10 protein-coding genes and 10 pseudogenes are annotated in these 20,266 nt (G+C 41.2%); 10 read left to right on the forward strand and 10 right to left on the reverse strand.

The genetic code is table 11. The features are described from left to right. Positions 1-128: 128 nt before the first annotated feature. From ACO1B7_RS17020 to acuR, 4 genes are all read right to left on the reverse strand, one after another. Complete coding sequence (locus tag ACO1B7_RS17020) at positions 129-2,795, reverse strand: excinuclease ABC subunit UvrA (protein WP_004647834.1); 2,667 nt, start codon at positions 2,793-2,795, stop codon at positions 129-131. A gap of 40 nt (positions 2,796-2,835) precedes the next feature. Then, the gene (locus ACO1B7_RS17025) at positions 2,836-4,059 is read right to left on the reverse strand and encodes an IS256 family transposase (protein WP_423090414.1); all 1,224 of its coding nucleotides are present in this window, start codon (positions 4,057-4,059) and stop codon (positions 2,836-2,838) included. Between the two features lie 93 nt (positions 4,060-4,152). After that, on the reverse strand, positions 4,153-5,130 hold the full coding sequence (gene acuI, locus ACO1B7_RS17030) for an acrylyl-CoA reductase (NADPH) (protein ID WP_004647831.1): 978 nt from the start codon (positions 5,128-5,130) through the stop codon (positions 4,153-4,155). 89 nt (positions 5,131-5,219) lie between these two features. Then, complete coding sequence (acuR, locus tag ACO1B7_RS17035) at positions 5,220-5,855, reverse strand: acrylate utilization transcriptional regulator AcuR (RefSeq protein WP_004647830.1); 636 nt, start codon at positions 5,853-5,855, stop codon at positions 5,220-5,222. A gap of 303 nt (positions 5,856-6,158) precedes the next feature. Here acuR and ACO1B7_RS17040 point away from each other — a divergent pair. Continuing rightward, positions 6,159-6,392, forward strand: a pseudogene (locus ACO1B7_RS17040) (transposase); the annotation flags it as partial. A gap of 116 nt (positions 6,393-6,508) precedes the next feature. On the opposite strand, the gene ACO1B7_RS17045 reads toward ACO1B7_RS17040, so the two are convergent. Next, positions 6,509-7,642: an IS4 family transposase gene (locus ACO1B7_RS17045; RefSeq protein ID WP_004647387.1), complete on the reverse strand. Its 1,134-nt coding sequence runs from the start codon at positions 7,640-7,642 to the stop codon at positions 6,509-6,511. A gap of 141 nt (positions 7,643-7,783) precedes the next feature. On the opposite strand from ACO1B7_RS17045, the pseudogene ACO1B7_RS17050 reads away from it, so the two are divergent. From ACO1B7_RS17050 to ACO1B7_RS17080, 7 genes and pseudogenes are all read left to right on the forward strand, one after another. Beyond that, a pseudogene (locus ACO1B7_RS17050) lies at positions 7,784-8,616 on the forward strand (IS982 family transposase). 8 nt (positions 8,617-8,624) lie between these two features. Continuing rightward, positions 8,625-8,746: pseudogene (locus tag ACO1B7_RS17055) on the forward strand (IS5/IS1182 family transposase); the annotation flags it as partial. A gap of 85 nt (positions 8,747-8,831) precedes the next feature. Further along, a complete protein-coding gene (locus tag ACO1B7_RS17060) occupies positions 8,832-10,643 on the forward strand; it encodes a monovalent cation:proton antiporter-2 (CPA2) family protein (RefSeq protein ID WP_423090415.1) in 1,812 nt (603 codons plus the stop codon). Positions 10,644-10,776: 133 nt separating this feature from the next. Next, positions 10,777-11,043: a transposase gene (locus ACO1B7_RS17065; RefSeq protein WP_228127489.1), complete on the forward strand. Its 267-nt coding sequence runs from the start codon at positions 10,777-10,779 to the stop codon at positions 11,041-11,043. Positions 11,044-11,127: 84 nt separating this feature from the next. Continuing rightward, a complete protein-coding gene (gene tnpB / locus ACO1B7_RS17070) occupies positions 11,128-11,517 on the forward strand; it encodes an IS66 family insertion sequence element accessory protein TnpB (protein ID WP_016807156.1) in 390 nt (129 codons plus the stop codon). A 160-nt stretch (positions 11,518-11,677) separates the two neighbouring features. Then, a pseudogene (gene tnpC / locus ACO1B7_RS17075) lies at positions 11,678-12,831 on the forward strand (IS66 family transposase). Positions 12,832-12,862: 31 nt separating this feature from the next. Next, positions 12,863-13,230, forward strand: a pseudogene (locus ACO1B7_RS17080) (HipA domain-containing protein); the annotation flags it as partial. 29 nt (positions 13,231-13,259) lie between these two features. On the opposite strand, the gene ACO1B7_RS17085 reads toward ACO1B7_RS17080, so the two are convergent. From ACO1B7_RS17085 to fruB, 4 genes and pseudogenes are all read right to left on the reverse strand, one after another. Next, complete coding sequence (locus ACO1B7_RS17085) at positions 13,260-14,942, reverse strand: fructose-specific PTS transporter subunit EIIC (protein WP_004647821.1); 1,683 nt, start codon at positions 14,940-14,942, stop codon at positions 13,260-13,262. Between the two features lie 4 nt (positions 14,943-14,946). Continuing rightward, positions 14,947-15,879: a 1-phosphofructokinase gene (gene pfkB / locus ACO1B7_RS17090; RefSeq protein ID WP_004647820.1), complete on the reverse strand. Its 933-nt coding sequence runs from the start codon at positions 15,877-15,879 to the stop codon at positions 14,947-14,949. A gap of 7 nt (positions 15,880-15,886) precedes the next feature. After that, a pseudogene (gene ptsP, locus ACO1B7_RS17095) lies at positions 15,887-17,536 on the reverse strand (phosphoenolpyruvate--protein phosphotransferase); the annotation flags it as partial. 86 nt (positions 17,537-17,622) lie between these two features. Then, positions 17,623-18,751 (reverse strand): annotated as a pseudogene (gene fruB / locus ACO1B7_RS17100) (fused PTS fructose transporter subunit IIA/HPr protein); the annotation flags it as partial. A gap of 330 nt (positions 18,752-19,081) precedes the next feature. On the opposite strand from fruB, the pseudogene ACO1B7_RS17105 reads away from it, so the two are divergent. Continuing rightward, positions 19,082-19,861, forward strand: a pseudogene (locus ACO1B7_RS17105) (polyphosphate kinase); the annotation flags it as partial. Positions 19,862-19,877: 16 nt separating this feature from the next. Here ACO1B7_RS17105 and ACO1B7_RS17110 read toward each other — a convergent pair. After that, positions 19,878-19,967, reverse strand: a pseudogene (locus ACO1B7_RS17110) (IS982 family transposase); the annotation flags it as partial. A 70-nt stretch (positions 19,968-20,037) separates the two neighbouring features. Here ACO1B7_RS17110 and ACO1B7_RS17115 point away from each other — a divergent pair. Further along, positions 20,038-20,250 (forward strand): annotated as a pseudogene (locus tag ACO1B7_RS17115) (hypothetical protein); the annotation flags it as partial. Between the last annotated feature and the right edge of the window lie 16 nt (positions 20,251-20,266).

Genomic DNA, 20,266 nt, shown 5'->3' on the forward strand with positions numbered 1-20,266 from the left:
TTTGTGCAACAAAGCCCTTAGTTGAAAAAAACTTTTAGATTTCATGCTCACACACCACCTAAAACAAAAAATATCTGATTGATTTTACAGGCTTTTAATTTAAGGTTTTATTCTACCCACTCGCAATATCAACGTTTAGTATCACGACTCACTAACTCATTAACTAAATATGGAGCAGTACGGCTATCTTGATTTTCTGTTATTTCTTTTGGTGTTCCTGCCACAACAATATTCCCACCAGCATTTCCAGCACCTGGTCCCACATCAATCACCCAATCTGCTTGTGCAACGGCACGCATATCATGCTCAATCATAACCACGGTATTACCCGCATCGACTAATCGCTGCAATTGAACTAACAATCGATCTACATCTGATGGATGCAAACCTGTAGTTGGCTCATCAAGTATATACAGTGTATTTCCACGCTGATTGCGTTGCAGCTCGGTCGCCAATTTAATACGTTGCGCTTCTCCACCAGATAGTTCAGTCGCTGGTTGCCCTAAACGTAAATAACCAAGGCCAATTTCCTTTAATAATTGTAGTGAACGAGCAATCGAGACCTCTCCATCAAAAAAATCACGTGCTTCATTGACGGTCATTCCTAATACTTCAGCAATATTACGTTCATTCCAGCGAATTTTCAGAGTGTCATCATTATATCGAGCACCATGACATGTCGGACAAGGGGCATATACACTTGGCATAAACAATAACTCTACACTGACAAAGCCTTCACCTTCACAAGTTTCACATCGCCCTTTAGCCACATTAAACGAAAAACGTCCAGCATCATAATGAGCTTGGCGAGCTTCAGGAGTCCCAGCAAATAACTTTCTAACATGATCAAATAAACCCGTATAAGTTGCCAGATTAGAACGTGGAGTACGGCCAATTGGTTTTTGATCAACCTGTACCAGACGCTTTATAGCCTCCACATCACCAGCCAGAGAACCCTGTGTAACCTCGTTAACCAACATTCCTTCATTTAGAGGATTATTTTCATTATTGTTTTCAGTTTCAGACTCATTGCCTAAATATGAAAGTACTAACTCGGGTAAAGCTTGAGAAACGAGACTAGATTTACCTGAACCTGAAATACCTGTAACTGCTGTAAGTACACCAAGAGGTATACGAGCATCAATATTATGCAGGTTATGTCGGTAAATATTGTTAAGTTCAAGCCAACCAGAGGGTGTACGTCCATAACTTTGAGTAACTGGGATTTTATTAAATAAATAACTTGCAGTACGTGAAGCTGAAATCTCACTTAAACCCTGAGGTACTCCACTATATAAAATATTACCACCTTGCTCTCCTGCATCTGGTCCAACATCCACTAACCATTGAGCACGACGCATGAGCTCTAAATCATGCTCTACAACAAATACGGAGTTTCCAGCGTCTCTTAATTTATCGAGAGAATCATATAATGACTGACTATCTGAAGGATGTAATCCAGCAGACGGTTCATCCAGTACATAAACTACACCAAATAGCATAGAACTTAATTGTGTTGCTAAACGCAAACGTTGTAACTCTCCCGCTGAAAGAGTCGGTGTGGCTCTATCTAATGTTAGATAACCAAGACCTAACTGGCGTAATTGATTTAAACGCCCCACCACACCATTTGCTAAACGCTGGGCAGCAATTTTCTTTTCATCTGAAAGTGCTGACGTACGTCTTACATCTGGAGATACAGAATGCACTGCTCTACCTGTTGTTGCTCGTTCAGATCTATCAAGTTGGGTTACTTTATTATTAGCCTTTTCTCCAGCATTATGAGCGTCGAAATTGCCAAGAACAATGGGCTCAAGCAGGCAAGTTAACTTATCCAAAGAAAGTTGCATAAACTCACCAATATCTACTCCAGCAAAGGTAATAGATAAGGCTTCTGGTTTAAGGCGTTTACCATGACAGGAAGGGCATATTTTTCCTTCCATAAAACGTGAAACACGTTTTTTCATCAACGTACTTTGGGTATTAGCAAAAGTATGAAGGACATAGCGACGAGCACCAGTGAAAGTGCCCATATAGCTGGGTTCTAGTTTACGTTTAAGTGCAGATTGAGTCTCAGCGGGGCTTAAACCAGCATAGACAGGAACTGTTGGGGTTTCTTCAGTAAATAAAATCCAGTCTCTATCCGATTGCGGTAAATCTTTCCATGGTCGATCAACATCATACCCTAGGGTTACTAGGATATCGCGTAAGTTTTGCCCGTGCCAAGCAGGTGGCCATGATGCGATAGCTCTCTCACGAATACTGAGTGTTGGGTCAGGAACCATTGTCGATTCTGTAACTTCATAAATGTGACCTAAACCATGACAGGTAGGACAAGCACCTTGAGGAGTGTTCGGTGAAAAGTCCTCGGCATATAACATTGGCTGATCGGCAGGATATGCACCAGCACGCGAATAAATCATTCGCACGAGACTTGATAAAGTTGTTACACTTCCAACAGAAGAACGGGTATTACTTGCACCACGTTGTTGTTGCAATGCTACTGCTGGTGGTAGACCATCAATAGCATCAACATCTGGTACTCCGGCCTGATCTATTAAGCGTCTTGCATAAGGTGCAACAGATTCGAAATATCTTCTTTGTGCTTCAGCAAAAATAGTTCCAAAAGCAAGTGATGATTTTCCCGAACCCGATACACCTGAGAAAACAACAAGTGCATTTCTTGGGATAGAAACATCTACATCCTTAAGGTTATGCTCACGTGCACCTCGAACTTCAATACAATTATTAGATAAAGTAATGTTATTGTGTTCACCAAAAGAATGTATTCTCATGTTTCTGAGCCTGTAAATTATTTTGTGTAAGTCTCATTTTTTATAAATGATCTTTTAATCGATCATCGAACTGAATCGTAAACCAATTCATTGCTAAACGCCAATTTTGAATTGGCATGGTCCATTTTTTAGCAGCATTTGAAGTTGCTAAATAAATGACCTTTTTCACTGAATCATCAGAAGAGAAGATCTTTCTCTTTTTAGTTGAATGGCGGATCACGCTATTCAATGATTCAATTGCATTTGTTGTGTAAATCGCATGACGTATTTCAGCAGGATAGCTAAAGATCGTTCGGATATTTTCCCAATTTGCCCGCCAGGATTCTCCAATTTTTGGATACTGGTGATGCCATTGATCGCAGAAGATATCTAGGGACTTTAAAGCATTTTCCTCTGTACTTGCCTGATAGATCGCCTTCAATCCTGCTGTTACAGCTTTGTAGTCCTTCCAGCTCACAAATCTCAGGCTATTGCGTACAACATGTACGATACACAGCTGGATATCAGTATGAGGGTAGACAGAGGCTATCGCATCAGGAAAGCCTTTTAGTCCTGAGAAGCGCTGCTTCGCAAGGCAGGCTACAAGAATATCTTGCACTCCTCGATTTTTAAGCTCTGTCATGACTGACAGCCAGAATTTGGAACATTCTGTTTGAGCAAGCCACATGCCAAGAAGTTCTTTTTGACCATCCAGGTTAATGCCTAATGCTAAATAAACTGATTTATTGATTACTGTTGAATGCTGACGAACCTTAACAACAATGCAATCTAAATAGACAACAGGATAAAGACTATCGAGTGTTCTATTTTGCCATTCTGTCACTTGTTCAATGACAGCATCCGTCACCTTACTAATAAGGGAGGCAGATACATCGGCATCGTACATTTCTTTAAAGAAAGCAACAATTTCTCTATTTGTCATTCCTTTCGCATATAGCGAAAGAATTTGATCATCCATGCTAGTAATGCGCGTTTGATGCTTCTTAATAATCTGTGGTTCAAAAGAGCCGTCACGATCACGAGGGATATCTAAAGCAAGCTGCCCATCTTGTGTTAGAACTGTTTTGGAGCTAAAACCATTACGTGCATTAGATCCTTTCTTAGGTTGATGCTTTTCATAGCCTAAATGTTCAGAAAGCTCAGTATTCAGAGCGGTTTCAATCATGAACTTTTTAAATATGGCTGTCATTTGGTTTAAATCTTCAGGAGTTTTTAAACCTTTAGCTAATTCAGCTGCCATACTTTTGATTGTAGCTTCATCCATGTGAAGTACCTCTTTTTATTATCCTCAGTAGGATAAATGAAAATTAAGTACTTACACAAAATTTAGAACAGTCCCACAACTCATTTTGTTGAACTATATCTGTACAACAACTCTACCTCGAATTTTTCCATCTAAAATTTCATTTGAAATATTTAAAGCATCTGTTAACTGAATTTCAGTCGTTACTGTTTCTAATTTTGTTTGATCTAATTCTGTAGCCAAACGTTCCCATGCTTCTTTTCTTAATTCGATTGGTGCCATCACGCTATCAATTCCATATAAGGTAATCCCTCTTAGAATAAATGGAGCAACTGTTGCTGGAAAATCCATTCCGCCTGCCAAACCACACGCAGCAACTGCACCACGATATTTTGTACTAGCACATGCATTGGCTAAAGTATGGCTTCCAACAGTATCAATTACGCCAGCCCAAACTTCTTTGTTTAATGGCTTTCCTGGGGAAGATAATTCAATACGATCAATAATTTCACTCGCACCTAGATAGGTTAAATATTCTGACTCTTGAGGTCGACCAGTTGAAGCTGTAATCTCATAACCAAGATGATTCAAAATAATAATGGCAATACTACCTACTCCACCATTTGCACCTGTCACTAAAATTTTTCCATCACTTGGTTTAATACCATGTTTTTGTAAAGCCATGACACACAACATTGCGGTATAACCTGCTGTACCAATAACCATCGTATCTTTAAAAGAAAAAGCAGAAGGTTTTTGTATGAGCCAATCACCAGAAACAGTGACTTGCTCGGCTAGCCCTCCAAAATACTTTTCACCCACTCCCCAACCATTCAGTAGAACTTCATCTCTTTCTTTCCATGCTGGATGTTTTGATTCAATCACAACACCCGAAAAATCGATGCCTGGGGTCAAAGGAAAACTACGCACCACTGGTGAACGCCCAGTAATGGCTAAAGCATCTTTATAATTGAGTGTTGAATATTTGACTTCGACTCTAACCTCTCCTTCTTGTAAAGGCTTTGATGCAATCTCAGTAATTTGTGATGTGTAACCTGCTTCATCTTTAGTAATTACAATACCTTTGTACATAGAACTTCCTCTCCATTTAATTAGACTGCTTGTCTAGAATTAATTAAAAAATAAATACAGACGTCTGCATTTATTTTTTAATTAACTTTTTACGTGATTTGTTGTTTTACAGCTAAAGTAAACAAGCGATAAAATGCATCTAAGGGACTTGTTGATTTGACCAAACGTGCTCTTAGAACTGCACCTTCCCACCCAATCCAAAACTGATAAGCAGCTTCATCGCAATCAGCTAGGCTATATTGTGAATTTGACTGATGTAGGCAATCAGAAACTAATTTCTCCCATACCTTAAAGATATTTTCGATTCGCGCAATGATTTCTTGTGGTAAATACGACACTTCTTGTCCTAAGTTACCTAAAATACAACCTCGTTTAAAATCATATTTTTGCATTTTTTCACCCGCATCTTTTACAAAATTTTGCAGCTTTTCTAGTGGGGAAAGATCAGTTTGACTTAAAAACTTATTCAATCGCTTCACAAAATAAAGTTCATAAGCATCTAAGACTTCTAAAATAAAAGCCTCTTTATTTACAAAATAATGGTAGAAAGACCCTTTAGGAACTTGGACTGATTTCATGAGATCGTCCAAGCTCATAGCATTCATTCCACGTTCGGTCAGTAACTCGATACCTCGGTGGATTAAAACTTCTTTAGTGTCTGCATAGTTACAGCCGTGTTTGGTTGGTCGACCACGTGGTCTTTTGGGTGAGGAAGAATAATTCATATAATAAAAATAGACTATGTGACTAGAAATAACAACAATAAGATTATTTGATTGAAAATTTTATCTAAACGTCATCTAGTTCTCTTTTTTCACAGTACTTAGTCATTCATATAAATGCTCTTAAAAATCCTATAAGTTTATGAACTAATTTTTTATAAATTTCTATTATTTTTCTTCAAAATATTGAAATTAATAAATATATTGTAAAAATAATTTATAAACTAGATTTTAGGTAAACATAAGTTAAATAGAAAATTTTTAGTTAAATAAGGCTCTGTTGCACAAACTTACCACTGGAGGCTTCTTAGCTATCAAAAAAGTCGCGATAGTCTCCATCTACTCATTGACCCTACTGGCTTGAGGTTTTTAGGAGAAGGTGAATGAAAACGTAAAAAACATCAGTCTGAATATCGATGACAATAGCGTAAACTTCACATAGGTATAATAGATGCTGAAACACTGCAAAAACTTGCAGCTCAGCTCACAACCAATAATGTCAGTGACTCACAGGTGTTTGGTGATGGATTGGATAGCATAAAAAAATAATTAATATATTTCAATATATTAAACCCCAATCTCAACTTTTTAAGTGATTGAAATAAAAAGGACATAACCCCACTGCTGTCCCACAATTTTTACAAGAGGAAGCTCATTTAAGCTTCCTCTTGTTTGATGGGGACTTTATCGGGTGAAAATAACGCTTTCAAGGTTTTTATTTCAAATAAATTCACTTGAATTATTCTGAGTAAGCGCTGAACTGTCCAGCCTTTTTTCCCTAAATGTTGAGCGAAACTTACCAGTAAATAGGCGATCATCGCAATCCAGATTTGCGTCTGAATGGCGTTCTTGCTTCGGCCTAAAAAGGCTTTTAATTTCAGGTTCTGTTTAATCGCTTTAAAGAACAATTCAACTTTCCAGCGGTCTTTGTAAATCGCTGCAATGGTAGAGGCAGCTAGATGAAAGTTATTGCTGAGAAAGCTAAAGTGCTTGCCACTTTGCTGATCTCTATATTCAATTCTTCTTAATACGGGGGCTTTTCTTTTTAGGGCATGTGCGCTATTTAGCTGAATGGTTTCATCTTTTAGAATGCCTTTGGATTCAAGCACGGGATGTTGCTGGATCACCTGATACACCGATTTAGGTCTAAAACGTGTCACAAAGCTAACGTTTTGAGCGCTTAGATTCGCATACCATTGATAATCGACATAGCCTTTATCAAAGACCACAATGCTGCCAGCGGGAAACTGGAATTTTCGGCCTTGTAACATGTCATTTTCTTTACCATTTTCAACTGCAATAAACTCAGGAATATCATTGCTGTGATTCAATCCTATGCTGAGTTTCATGCTGGCTTTTGAGTCGTGAACTTTGGCCCATTCACATAAGGAAAGCGACAGGTCAATATGACTGGCATCCAGGGAATATAATGGATTCTTAAAGCGAAATTTATGGGCTACTTTTGAGTGTTCATAGTATTTAAGCAACTTGTAAAAGAGCTGTTGATACAAGGCAGCAGGCTGCTGCTCATTGATTCGTGCCAGTGTACTTCGGGGAATAGACTTTGCTCCGAAATGACTCAGTTTGTCCTGTTGGCACTCCAGATTGGATTGAATATCTCTCAGACTTTGCCTGCAGGAAAGTTGAGACATCAAGATGGCAATAAACTGATCCCATCTTGAAGCCGCTCTAAATTTCTGTCCAACATGGTGTACTTTAGCAAGTTGCTCAAAATCCTGTCGCACGACGGGTTTAATAAGCTGATGAAATACGGTATTCTGATGTGACAAAACCTGAATCCTGGTCGTTAAAGTGTTTGTTTGCACTCATATTTTAACGATTTGGACTCAGGTTTTTTATTTAAATCAAACTATGGGACAGCAGTGGACATAACCCTATTTTAGTTTCTACCAAGAAATTAAAGCAAAGTTATGTCCATTGAAGAATTTATCATTTTTGTCTATGTAATCATAGAACAGCTTTATCCCATTGTTGTTATTCAGCCTCTGAGAACTCGTGGTTTTCCGCCTGCTGTTACTGATGTAGAAATCATCACTATGCAAATAGTAGGTGAATTTCTTGTTTTAGATACAGACAAAAATATTTGGATGTATTTCAAAAACAATTGGTTAGAATGGTTTCCAAAATTAGGATCTTATCCCAATTTCTGTAAACATTGTGCATACCTGTGGCATGTCAGTCAATCCATTATGGGACAGCTCATTCAGCGTTATGGTTCAGATAACATTCACTTTATTGATGGCTTCCCACTCCCTGTCTGTAGTTATACCAGAGCTAGAAAGCATAAAAACTTGATGGTTTCAAAGCTCATATCGTCATTAATCTTTCAGGCATGATTACGGGTTATACCTTTGCACCTGCTCATTGTGATGAGCGAGATGTTGCACCTGAAATCACGAATGATATTTACGGTTTACTGGGAGCAGATAAGGGCTATTTAAAACCAGAATTGAAACGATATTATGAATATCAGGGTATTGATTTACAAACACCCTTTAGAAAAAACATGATAGATTTCAGACCTAAAGAGACAATGCAAATAATGATGAAAGCCCGAAGAAAGATTGAAACAGTGATTGGTCAATTAACAGATCGCTTTCACATTCAGAAAGTGAGGGCAAAAGATCTATGGCATTTAACCCACCGCATAACTCGTAAAATTCTGTCGCATACAATTTGTGTGGTGCTAAATAAAAAGCTTGGTCATTCACCAATTCAATTCGAAAATCTTATTTTAAGTTGAGATTGGCGTATTTATATAAAATTAGATACTTAGTTGAGAACGCATTTATAGGTTAAAGCAGTTCAGAGGAATAGCAACACCATATGATAAGCTAAGGTGTAGCTATGAGGGTGCAGTTGCATTAGCTTGAAGCCTGTATATATATTTGGCTACCTTTATCGGGTAAATTCTATACTTGAAATGTCAACAGACCCCATACAAAATCTGAGAAATATATGAGTGCAGAAGCCACATCTATCAGCCTTCTATCCCCTGTCATACTGCTCACAGCGGCAGTGATCTCAGTCCCCTTAATAAAGCGTCTAGGATTAAGCTCGGTATTGGGATATTTAATTGCAGGATTAATTATTGGTCCATTTGGACTGGCGTTTTTCTACGATTCTGCATCTATTCTGCATATTGCTGAGCTTGGTATTGTGATGTATCTGTTTGTGATTGGACTAGAAATGCGTCCATCGTATTTATGGAGTTTAAGAAAAGAAATTTTTGGATTAGGCGCATTACAAATTAGTGCCTGTTCATTGGGGTTAACGGCGGTAGGCTTGATCTATGGCTATTCTTGGCAAGTGAGTTTTGTATGTGCTGCAGGCTTTGTACTCACCTCGACTGCAATTGTGATGCAACTTTTGGGAGATCGTGGAGACATTGCTCAACCACGAGGACAAAAAATTATCTCGATCCTGCTGTTTGAAGATTTATTGATTGTCCCTTTATTGGCAATTGTCGCTTTTATCGCACCGAATCATGTTGTTGAAAGTACTTCTACGCGTTTGCAGAGCATCGGAATTGGTTTAATTTCAATTGCAGGTTTAATCGCTGCAGGCTATTGGTTGCTTAATCCTTTATTTCGCTTATTAGCCGCAGCCAAAGCCCGTGAAGTCATGACTGCAGCAGCACTCTTAGTGGTACTCGGCGCAGCATTACTGATGCAAGTCAGTGGCTTATCGATGGCAATGGGGGCTTTCCTTGCAGGGGTATTACTCTCCGAATCCACTTTTCGCCATCAGATTGAAGCAGATATTGAACCGTTTCGTGGCATATTGCTCGGATTATTTTTTCTAGGTGTAGGCATGTCACTAGACCTTAACGTCGTAAAAAATAACTGGGTGTTAATCTTAAGTGCTGTACTTCTGCTGATGTTTGTCAAAGCATCCATGATTTACCTAATTGCACGCATGACCAAAAGTTCACACTCCGAAGCACTCGATCGCGCATTACTGATGGCTCAAGGGGGCGAGTTTGCTTTTGTACTCTTTGCTGCCGCCATGAGTGCTCAAATCATTAGTGCTGTTGAAAGCTCAAACCTGACTGCGATTGTAGTCTTGTCGATGATTTTGACCCCGATTATAGGCATTCTATTTAAACCTTTTACCCAAACTACAGAACAAACTTCTTTAGAAAATATCCGTATTGCCGAAGGACTTTCTGGAAAATTATTGATGATTGGTTTCGGTCGTTTTGGACAAGTCTCCAGTCAATTACTGCTTGCTCGAGGGATTGATGTGACCATCATTGATAATGATATCGACATGATTCAAAACGCTGAAAGATTTGGATTTAAAATTTACTATGGCGATGGTTCTCGTTTAGATATTTTACATGCCTCGGGAGCAGATACGGCTGAGGCAATTGTTGTTTGCGTAGACCACAAAGAAACGACGAATAAGATTGTAGAGTTGGTGCAACATGAATTTCCTTTAACCAAGTTACTGGTTCGCTCTTATGACCGTGAGCATGCGCTGCATTTAGCAAAACAAAATGTGGATTACATGATTCGAGAAACCTTCGAGTCGGCAATGCTATTTGGCGGTGCGATTTTAGAAGAATTGGGTGTTGACCAGAGTGATGTTGAAGAAATTAGCCAAGAAATCCGAGAACGAGACAAAGAACGTTTTGAAACCGAAGTTGCAGCAGATGATGTCTATGCGGGTATCGGCTTGCAATACACAGGACCGCGTCCGACTGCACCTTTAATTACACCAAAGCACACAGGGCAAATTCTGAATGAAGATGACACTCATCAATAATTTCACGTATTAAGCCCAAATAAAAAGAGGTCTCTGTAGATCTCTTTTTCGGTAAGCATCCGCTGAACCCCACTTTTCTTATTTTCTCAATATACCAATAGTGCCCATTATTTATTAAATGGACATTATGTTTATGGCCTTAGACACTTTTATAGACACTGAACAAACGACAGAAAGAGCCCGCAGAATCTTCGCAACTGATTTTAAACAGCACTTGGTCGAGCTTTGCCTGCAGCCAAATACATCAGTGGCTAAGGTCACAATGCAACATCAGATCAATGCCAATCTATTACATAAATGGATTCGTCATTCACAACCCCTTCCATTCCACAGACCGACTTTCTTCCCGTCATTCTTCACCCGACACCAGAGTCAAACAAGAAGCACCGCCGCCACCTGAACCGGAAAAGAATGCTGTCGCTCATATCAGAATTCCACTGCATCAGAAACAATGCTCCGCAAGAGATCAGGTGATCGAAATAGAATGGCCAGTGGAATCGGCCAAGGAGTTGCTGCTTTTACTTCAGGGCTTGATCAAATGATCCGCATTGATGAAATCTGGCTTTCTACCCAACCTCTGGATATGCGAGCAGGTATGGATACTGTCATGGCTCAGGTGCTGAGAGCCTTTGGCTATATCAAACCGCATTGTGCTTATCTGTTCTGTAATAAGCGTGGCCGTCGCATGAAAGTGCTGGTGCATGATGGGCTGGGCATCTGGCTATGTGCCCGACGGCTGGAACAGGGAAAATTCCACTGGGCTAAAGTTCACCAAGATGAAACCGTGACCCTCAGCCCGGAGCAGTTACAAGCACTGATCCACGGTTTAACTTGGCAAAGAATCGGTCTGCAGCAAGTGGTAACAATGCTCTAAATCGAACTCATCCATTCTGCTATTCTCCAAACATGATCTCAACCATACTGCAGTCATGAAAATGCTGCCTGATTTAAACCAACTGACCCATGAACACCTGCTGGAATTTATCCGACAGTTGGCGCTGCAGCATCAGTCTTTAGCATAATCAAAACAACAACTGGAACAATCAAATCAGCAATTAGATTCTAAAGTTAAATCTCTCTCTAATCTCAATCAAAAATACGAGCATGAACTTTTGCAGTTTAAACGGCATAATTTCGCCCAGAAGAATGAATACTTAACGGCCAAACAAATCCACCTCTGGGATGAAGCGGTTGAAGAAGATATTGCCGCGGTTGATCTGGAACTGGAACGGCTGAATGCAGCTAAAACCGATGCAGCGACACAGAAAGCCCCAGCCAACAAACCTAAACGTCGACCGCTACCTGATCATCTACTCACTCTGCGTATTGAGCACGAACCTGCCTCAACGCAATGCAGCTGTGACAGCTTGTACTGCAGCAACAGGTGCTGCATGCCGATGAAACACCGGTCACCATCATGCAGATGGGTGAGAATGAGAAAAAACCGAAGAAAGGTTATGTCTGGGCCTATGCCACCACACAGTACAATCTACTTCAGGCGGTGATCTATGACTTTCAGGATAAGCATGCTGAAGAGTTCCTGAAAGACTGGCAAGGCCATCTGGTCTGTGATGATTATGGTGGTTATAAAGCACGCTTTAAATCAGGCCAGATCATTGAGGTGGGCTGCATGGCCCATGCACATCTTAAATTCCATGAACTGCATGTGACCGGGAAAAGTCAGGTCGCTGAACAAGCATTAGTGATGATTCAGAAACTGTATGCCATAGAAGCAGAACTCAGGAAAAAGACCGATGGTACAGCGCAACACCGTCGCGAATACCGGCAACAACATAGCTAATCGGTGATGCAACAACTATATGAATGGCTCAACCAACATTATCTGACGGTGCCGTCGAGTTCTCCAATCGCCAAGGCGATCAATTACACTCTGAAGCGTTGGCCAGCTTTAAGTCGCTATTTGGATGATGGCAATCTACCGATTTGCAACAATTGGGTCGAAAATCAAATGCGTCCCTGGGCATTGGGACGCAAGGACTGGTTGTTTGCTGGCTCGCTACGCAGTGGTCAGCGAGCTGCGAATGTCATGACCCTGATTCAGTCAGCAAAGCTGAATGGGCTAGATCCGTATGCCTATTTAAGTGATGTGCTGAAAAGGTTGCCGACACATAAAGTGACCCAGATTGAAGAATTACTGCCACACCGCTGGAAACCCAACTCAAATTAAAAAATAGCGATGGGGTTCAGCGGACGCTTACGCTGTTTTCAATGTAGTATTCAATAATCGAGATGATCATTGCAAAAACTTTTCATTTCTGATGTCCCAAAATGGGCAATGGAAACTCGCCCCTGCCTATGATGTTACTTTCTGTGAAGGACCAGGGGGATATCATCAAATGGATATCATGGGTGAGGCACTGGATATTCCTCGACAAGCTCTTGTGAAACTTGGTACTCAGGAAGCGGAACTTTGTGTCCAAGAAGTCGATGAAATTATTGGCTCGATTTGTAAGGTTGCAATCCGATTCAGCAATATCGCTCATGACCTATTACCTGGACAAATTCAAGCAGAGACTCTCCAACTGGTCCAAAATAGGATTGAGCAAATATTCATTTATTGCACTAAATAGCTTTCACAAAGCTTCTATGAAGGGCTTATTCTAACCGTTGTTTTATCACGGCATAAGCTACACCAGTCACCACACTTCCAATCGCAATCGCCAATAAATATTTTAATGGATAATTCATCGCATTCGGAATGATCAGTACCATTACACCGCCATGAGGAGTGACTAGTTCACATTTAAATAATGCAACCAAAGCCCCAGTTACAGCACCACCTGCGATCGCGCATGGAAGCACTCGAATCGGGTCTTTGGCAGCAAACGGAATAGCCCCTTCCGAGATGAAACATAGGCCCAGAACTACAGCAGCCTTCCCTGCATCTTGCTCAGGTTTGGCAAATTTATGCTTTGCCAGAAAAGTTGCAATTGCCATACCCAATGGCGGTACCATACCCGCAGCCATGGTAATCGCCATCGGTCCGTATGTTTGTGACGTAAGTAAGCCCACCGTAAAGGCATAAGCCGCTTTATTTATTGGCCCCCCAACATCAATACACATCATACTCCCAAGGATAATCCCCATGATCATGGCATTGGTCGTCCCCATATTGGCAAGGAAGTGTGTGAGTAATTCAAACAATTGTGCAACAGGCTGTCCAACCACATAAATCATGATTAAACCAACAGCTAAACTGGCCAATAGTGGAATAATCAAAATTGGTTTTAATGCTTCTAGGCTACTTGGGAGTTTAAGCTGTTTCGATAAAAATAACGCAATATAACCTGCAATAAAACCTGCAACTAATCCACCGAGAAAGCCTGCCTCTAATTGTGTTGCAAGTAAACCGCCAATCAAACCTGGAGTTAAACCCGGACGATCCGCAATAGAATAAGCAATGTAACCTGCCAGCATAGGTACCATAAGAGTAAATGCTGCAGCACCTATTTGCTTTAAGGATGCGGCAAAGCTTCCTTCAACAGGATTGAGGCCAAACATAAACGAGATGGCAATGATCAAACCGCCCGCCACCACCATCGGCAGCATGAAAGACACCCCTGTTAAAAGGTGTTTATAAATTCCAGTTTTTTCTTTGTTTTCATTTTCTGTCTTAGTGGCTGTTTGCTTACCCGTTTCAAGCACTTTGGCTTCAGCAATTGCGTTTGCAAAAGTCTTATCCGTTTGCTTAAGGGCAAATCCTGTACTGCAGCGATATACGCGTTTGCCTACAAAGCGATCTGTATTGACCTCAATATCCGTTGCTAAGATCACCACATCTGCTTTGGCAATACTTTCTGCCGATAAAACATTTTTAGCCCCAACCGATCCTTGGGTTTCAACATCAATCTGATAACCGTGCTTTACTGCACCTTGTTGTAAGGCTTCGGCCGCCATAAACGTATGCGCAACACCAGTTGGACATGCTGTAATGGCGACAAAGCGTGTAACCCCTACATTGGCTGCAATAGTTTCATCTAAAGCATCTGAATGCTCAAGAACTTGTTGCAAAAGCATGATCGCATCGTGTTGCGCGTTATTCAAACCAATGACTTTCACAACCTTGTCACGCAGTTGAGTCGCATCTGCCGACTTCTGTCCAACAAAAACAACCGTATCAATAACATTTGATAAATCGAGATGCTCAACTGATGTCGCCACATCATTGGAAATACCAAGTGCTGTTGCTGCTTTGGACAGTTTTTTGGCCAAAATCACTGCATTAATCGGCTGCTCGGGACTATGTGGCACAAATAAAATATGTTTTATCTCTTGCATCGTATTAACTCAATGATTGGACTGAGATTTGCGATTTCAAATCTTCAATAACAGCAAAGTCTGGAAGGGCAAACCCAATTTGGGTCACAGCATTGCTCGCAATTGCGGTTGCTGTTTTCAATGTTTCTTCTGGGGAAGTTGAACTCAACAAGCCATGAATCATACCTGCCAGCAAGGAATCTCCCGCACCCACCGTACTTTGGACGGTGACCTTCGGTGCAGTAGCATGCAGGGTTTGCGTGCGGTGAAGCCAGTTCACCCCGTTTTCACCCATCGAGACCACAATATGTTCGATCTGACTATTTAAACTGGCAAAAAGATGCTGCTGTTCTGCAAACGTTTCTGCTGGCAAATGGTAGGTTTCTGTCAACTCATCTGTATTAGGCTTAATCAACCAAGGATGGGCAGCAATTGCTGCTTTCAACGCAACACCACTGGTATCTACTGCGACTTTTTTACCCGCAGACTGTAACCATAGAATCAGTGTCGAAAGCTCTTCTGCAGAAAAACCTTGTGGCAAACTGCCAGCAATCACAATCACATCAACCTCTAAAATCAGTTGAGATAGACGTTCACATAGTTGTTGTTTTGCTGAGGTATCTACAAAAAAGCCCTTGCCATTGATGTCAGTCATCTGACCAGAAGCTTCTGCAACTTTAATGTTTTGTCGTGTTTGACCTGCAACATAAATAAATTGGTTATCAAATTGCTCTTGCTGGATATGATGGTCAAAAATTTGACGGTTTTCTTGCCCCAAAAAGCCACTCACAATCAGTTCATGTCCCAAATCCTTAAGGACCTGTGCCACGTTTAAGCCCTTACCTGCTGCATGGCTTTGGGCTGTTAACTGACGATTGACCTCGCCAACTTTTAGTTGATCCAATTGCACGGTGAGGTCAATTGCAGGATTCAGAGTAATGCTTAATATCTTAGCCATTCGGTAATTACTCCACCAATGCACGTACGGCAGACGCACTGTCACAACTTAAGGCTTGCTGTGCGACCTGTTGGCAATTTATATAGTTCAAACCACGAATTTGCGCCTTCACCAATGGAATACTGGTACTCGACATACTCAACTCATCCACGCCCAAGCCTATCAATACAGGCACAGCTTTTGGATCAGCAGCCAATTCACCACAAATGCCCACCCATTTACCATGCTGATGTGCTGCCCGAACAGTTTGATCAATCAATAGCAAAATACTCGGATGTAAGCCATCAGCTTCGGCAGACAATAGTGGATGACCACGGTCAATCGCCAGAGTATATTGAGTCAAGTCATTGGTTCCAATACTAAAAAAATCAACTTCTTGAGCAAGAATTGGAGCCAACAATGCTGCCGCAGGAACCTCAATCATAATACCGACTTGTAAGTTTTCACATGGATGCTGTATGCGAACCTCATCCAAAATTGCTTTTGCTGCTCGCCATTCTTCAACCCGCCCAATCATAGGAAACATAATTCTTAATGGGCGATTATCCGCTGCTTTAAGTAAAGCAACCAATTGTTGACGTAGCAACTCTGGCTTCCGTAAAGTCAGACGAATACCACGTAAGCCCAAGAATGGATTTTCTTCCTTTTCAATAGGCAAATACGGCAAAGGTTTGTCCCCGCCCACATCAAGTGTACGTACCACCAATGGACGACCCGCCAAAGCATCTAACACCACCCGATAATCGGCTTCTTGTGTAGCCTCATCAGGCGCACTGCTGTGTGACATAAAGACCAATTCTGTGCGTAGCAAACCAATTGCTTCTGCCCCATCGGCCACAGCCTGTATCGTAGCGCCCACTTTGCCAATATTGGCTGCGATTTCAACTTGATGTTGATCCAGTGTCATGGCAGGTTCTAAACAATGCTGTTCCGCTTGTTCTCGCAACTCACGCTGGCGTTGGCGCTCTGCAATGGCATGATCAATCTGACTTTGCTCGGGTGAGACCACATACTCACCAGTATCCCCATTAATTAGTACTGTGGCATGGTTCTCAATATTTAAAACAGCTACACCCGCACCTACAACTGCTGGAATAGCCAGAGCACGTGCCACAATAGCACTATGGGCACTCGCTCCACCAACCGCGGTCAAAATGCCTGCAACACGATCTTTATTCAGACGCGCTACATCACTCGGGCCAACATCATGCATAATTAAGATATAAGGTTGCTCGGGTTCTGTGACATCGGCCACACCGCACAAAACAGCCAAAACTCGCTCACCAATATCCCTTAAATCAGCCGCACGCTCTGCAAGTAAACGATCGCTAAGTGCAGCCTGTGCGGTAGCAGCCACTTCAATATGATCATGCCAAGCTGCAGCAGCAGACAACCCCTGTTTTAAACCGCGTTGTACACTTTGGAGGAGGTCTGGATCATCCAGCATTTCCAAATGTGCCATGAAGATCTGCTTAATGGCAGTAGATTCAGTATGTGCAATGAATTGACGTAAGCTATTTTTCACCTGATGAAGCGCAATTTCAAGCTTTTCATTCTCAGCTTTAAAACTCTGTCCGCGACGTTCATAACTAAATTCATGTGGCTTCACCACATGTGCAGGACCAAAAGCAAGGCCAGTTGATGCCGCAATACCGCAGCTACCCGTATCGCCATGTGATTCAAAAGGCATTAATTCCAAAGTATTTACGACTGGGTCACTACTGCTGTGCTGATGAGATACAAGATCAACAGCTTCAACCTCTTCTCCTAAGCCCTGTTGAACTGCATCAATAATCTGTTCTAAGCCTGCTACAGCATCAGTATCAGGTTGTGCAATAAAAGTCAGAGTTTGACCACGACGACATCCCATGGCTAATAATTTGGTTAAACTTTTTGCCGAAACGTAAGCCCCCTCATCTACAGCAACGAGAATATCCCCTGCAAATTTCTTGGTCATATTGACCAAGTGTGTCGCGGGACGCGCATGTAGACCATGAGCGTTAGCTAAGACAATACGACGAGATGGCCAATCAGGAATCAGTTCAGCACCAATTAACTGCGCCAACTGGTGACTATCTTGTTCTTGGTTAAGGGTATGAACTTGTTCAGTATCAAACAAAATATCCATTAACCGTTGAAACCGTTGCATATCCAGTTGCTCATTACTGGCAATACACACCAAAGTCTTGAGCATTTCCTGCTGATGGCTTAAAACCTGTTCCGCTTTTACCAAACTTACAGCTGGGCTCAAAACATGCTGGTTAGAAGTGATCGACCACACTCCCTCCCCTAAATGAATCATGCTGTTTAGGTTTAAACCCGACAGAAAACCACACTCCACCATTTTTTGCTGTTTCAGCAACTGTGTTGCCTGCCAAATCAAATCTTCTACATCAAGTGCGGGAACTTGAGTGGCGATTAAATTTTCATGCAATGCCAAAGATGCGGGTTGGGCTTGTAATAATGCAATAATTTGCTCTGCAGATTGAGCCTGTTTCACTTGATCAGCGACATCGTTAATTAAAGCCCGCGTCAAAATTTGTAAGACTTGCAAATGCTCATCTGATTTCGCAGCAATCACTACTGCTAAATAAATTTTATTTTCACCGTCCCAAACAACTCCTTCAGGAAAGTGCGCCAGACGAATCCCAGTTTTTAAAATAGATTGGCGAGACTGAGGCGTCCCATGCGGAATGGCAATTCCTTGTCCTAAATACGTTGCACTTTGTTGTTCGCGCCCGGTCAACCCATGAATATAATCAGGTGTAACCAATTGGTCTTCGACCAAGATATCGACTAGACATTGCAACGCTTGTGCTTTATCAGTGGCGTGTTGTTTCATTCGAATATGTTGTATATCTAGCGCGAGCATAAAGCGTCCTTGCAAAATAGCATAGTGAAAAGCTATGCCTTTTTACTGGAGAAAAAATAAAAGTCGAATTCTACTCAGGATTTACACAAAAATCTGTATATTTTGATTTTATCTTGATAATCATTATTACGACGCAATTAAGAAACGACGAGATTCTCCAAAGCCTAGTGTTGCGATAGTTGGGTTTAGTTCTAATTGAACCGCTCTATCTCTGATTTCAGGGGTATATTTAGGTTTTTCATCGGATCACTACGCTTCGCTACGTCTTGCGAAGCAATGCGTCTCATCTCAGAAAGTTTGGTCTCCGACAAACCCGGTACGGTTCATTCTGTATATGGGATCGTTGGCTATAAAACCCACGCCAAAATGATTCTGATCGTGCGTCGTGAAATAGACAAAATTAAACGTTATGTTCATTTAGGCACAGGTAACTATCATGCAATGAATGCCAAAATCTATACTGATTATGGACTACTGACCAGTGATGCTGATATTTGTGAAGATGTCCATAAAGTCTTTCAGGAGCTCACAGGCATGGGGAAAATGGTCAAATTGAAAAAACTTTTTCATGCACCATTTACTCTGCATTCTCAATTGATTGAACTCATCGAAACTGAAACTGAAAATAGCAAAGCAGGCAAAAAAGCGCAGATTATTATTAAAGTAAATGCCTTAACTGAACCTCAACTAATTGATGCCCTATATAGGGCATCTAAAGCGGGCGTTCAAATCGATTTGATTGTCCGTTCAATTTGCTGCTTACGCCCACAAGTGAAAGGGCTTTCTGAAAATATTCGAGTCCGCTCAATTGTGGGACGTTTTTTAGAACATACCCGGGTTTATTATTTTTACCATCAGGGCGAAAACAAGCTTTATTGCGCCAGTGCAGATTGGATGGGGCGTAATTTATTCTCTCGCATCGAGACCTGTTTCCCAATCGAAGATAAAAAACTTCCTAAACAAATTCTGCAAGATGGCTTAATGAATTATCTTCAAGATAACCGCCGTGCATGGGAGCTTCAAGCAGATGGAACATGGATTCAATGTACACCAAGTTTGGATAAGCCCATGTATATCGCACAACAGCACTTATTAAACCATACATCTTAATTAACCCGAATCCTGTTTAAGCCACTGATTCTATAATTAGAATTTTTGGCTTATTTTGATGGGTGAGTTGATATGCACATAACAATGCGTAAATCCCCAAATTAAAATCCGCGGAATCAGGGACAAAGCCAAGCTCTTAATTCCTTGGGCCTTGGCTGCCATGATTTTTGTTCCCATTACATAAAATCTGTTTTTGGGCTTATAAAAAACCTGCCTGCTACGACTAAAATTACGTTTTTATTCAAGCCATGATCCTCGGTATGCCGAACTAAAACAGCAATTAATTCACTTTGCCGGATTATATACGCGGCTACTAAAATATGAGCATCAGTATTGCAAATACGATCAAACATCTGGATATTGATAGCTATAGGGATGAAATGTTATAAAAAAATATCCGGGCAT

The organism is Acinetobacter lwoffii (genome assembly GCF_049367455.1).
Taxonomy (GTDB): Bacteria; Pseudomonadota; Gammaproteobacteria; order Pseudomonadales; family Moraxellaceae; genus Acinetobacter; species Acinetobacter lwoffii_W.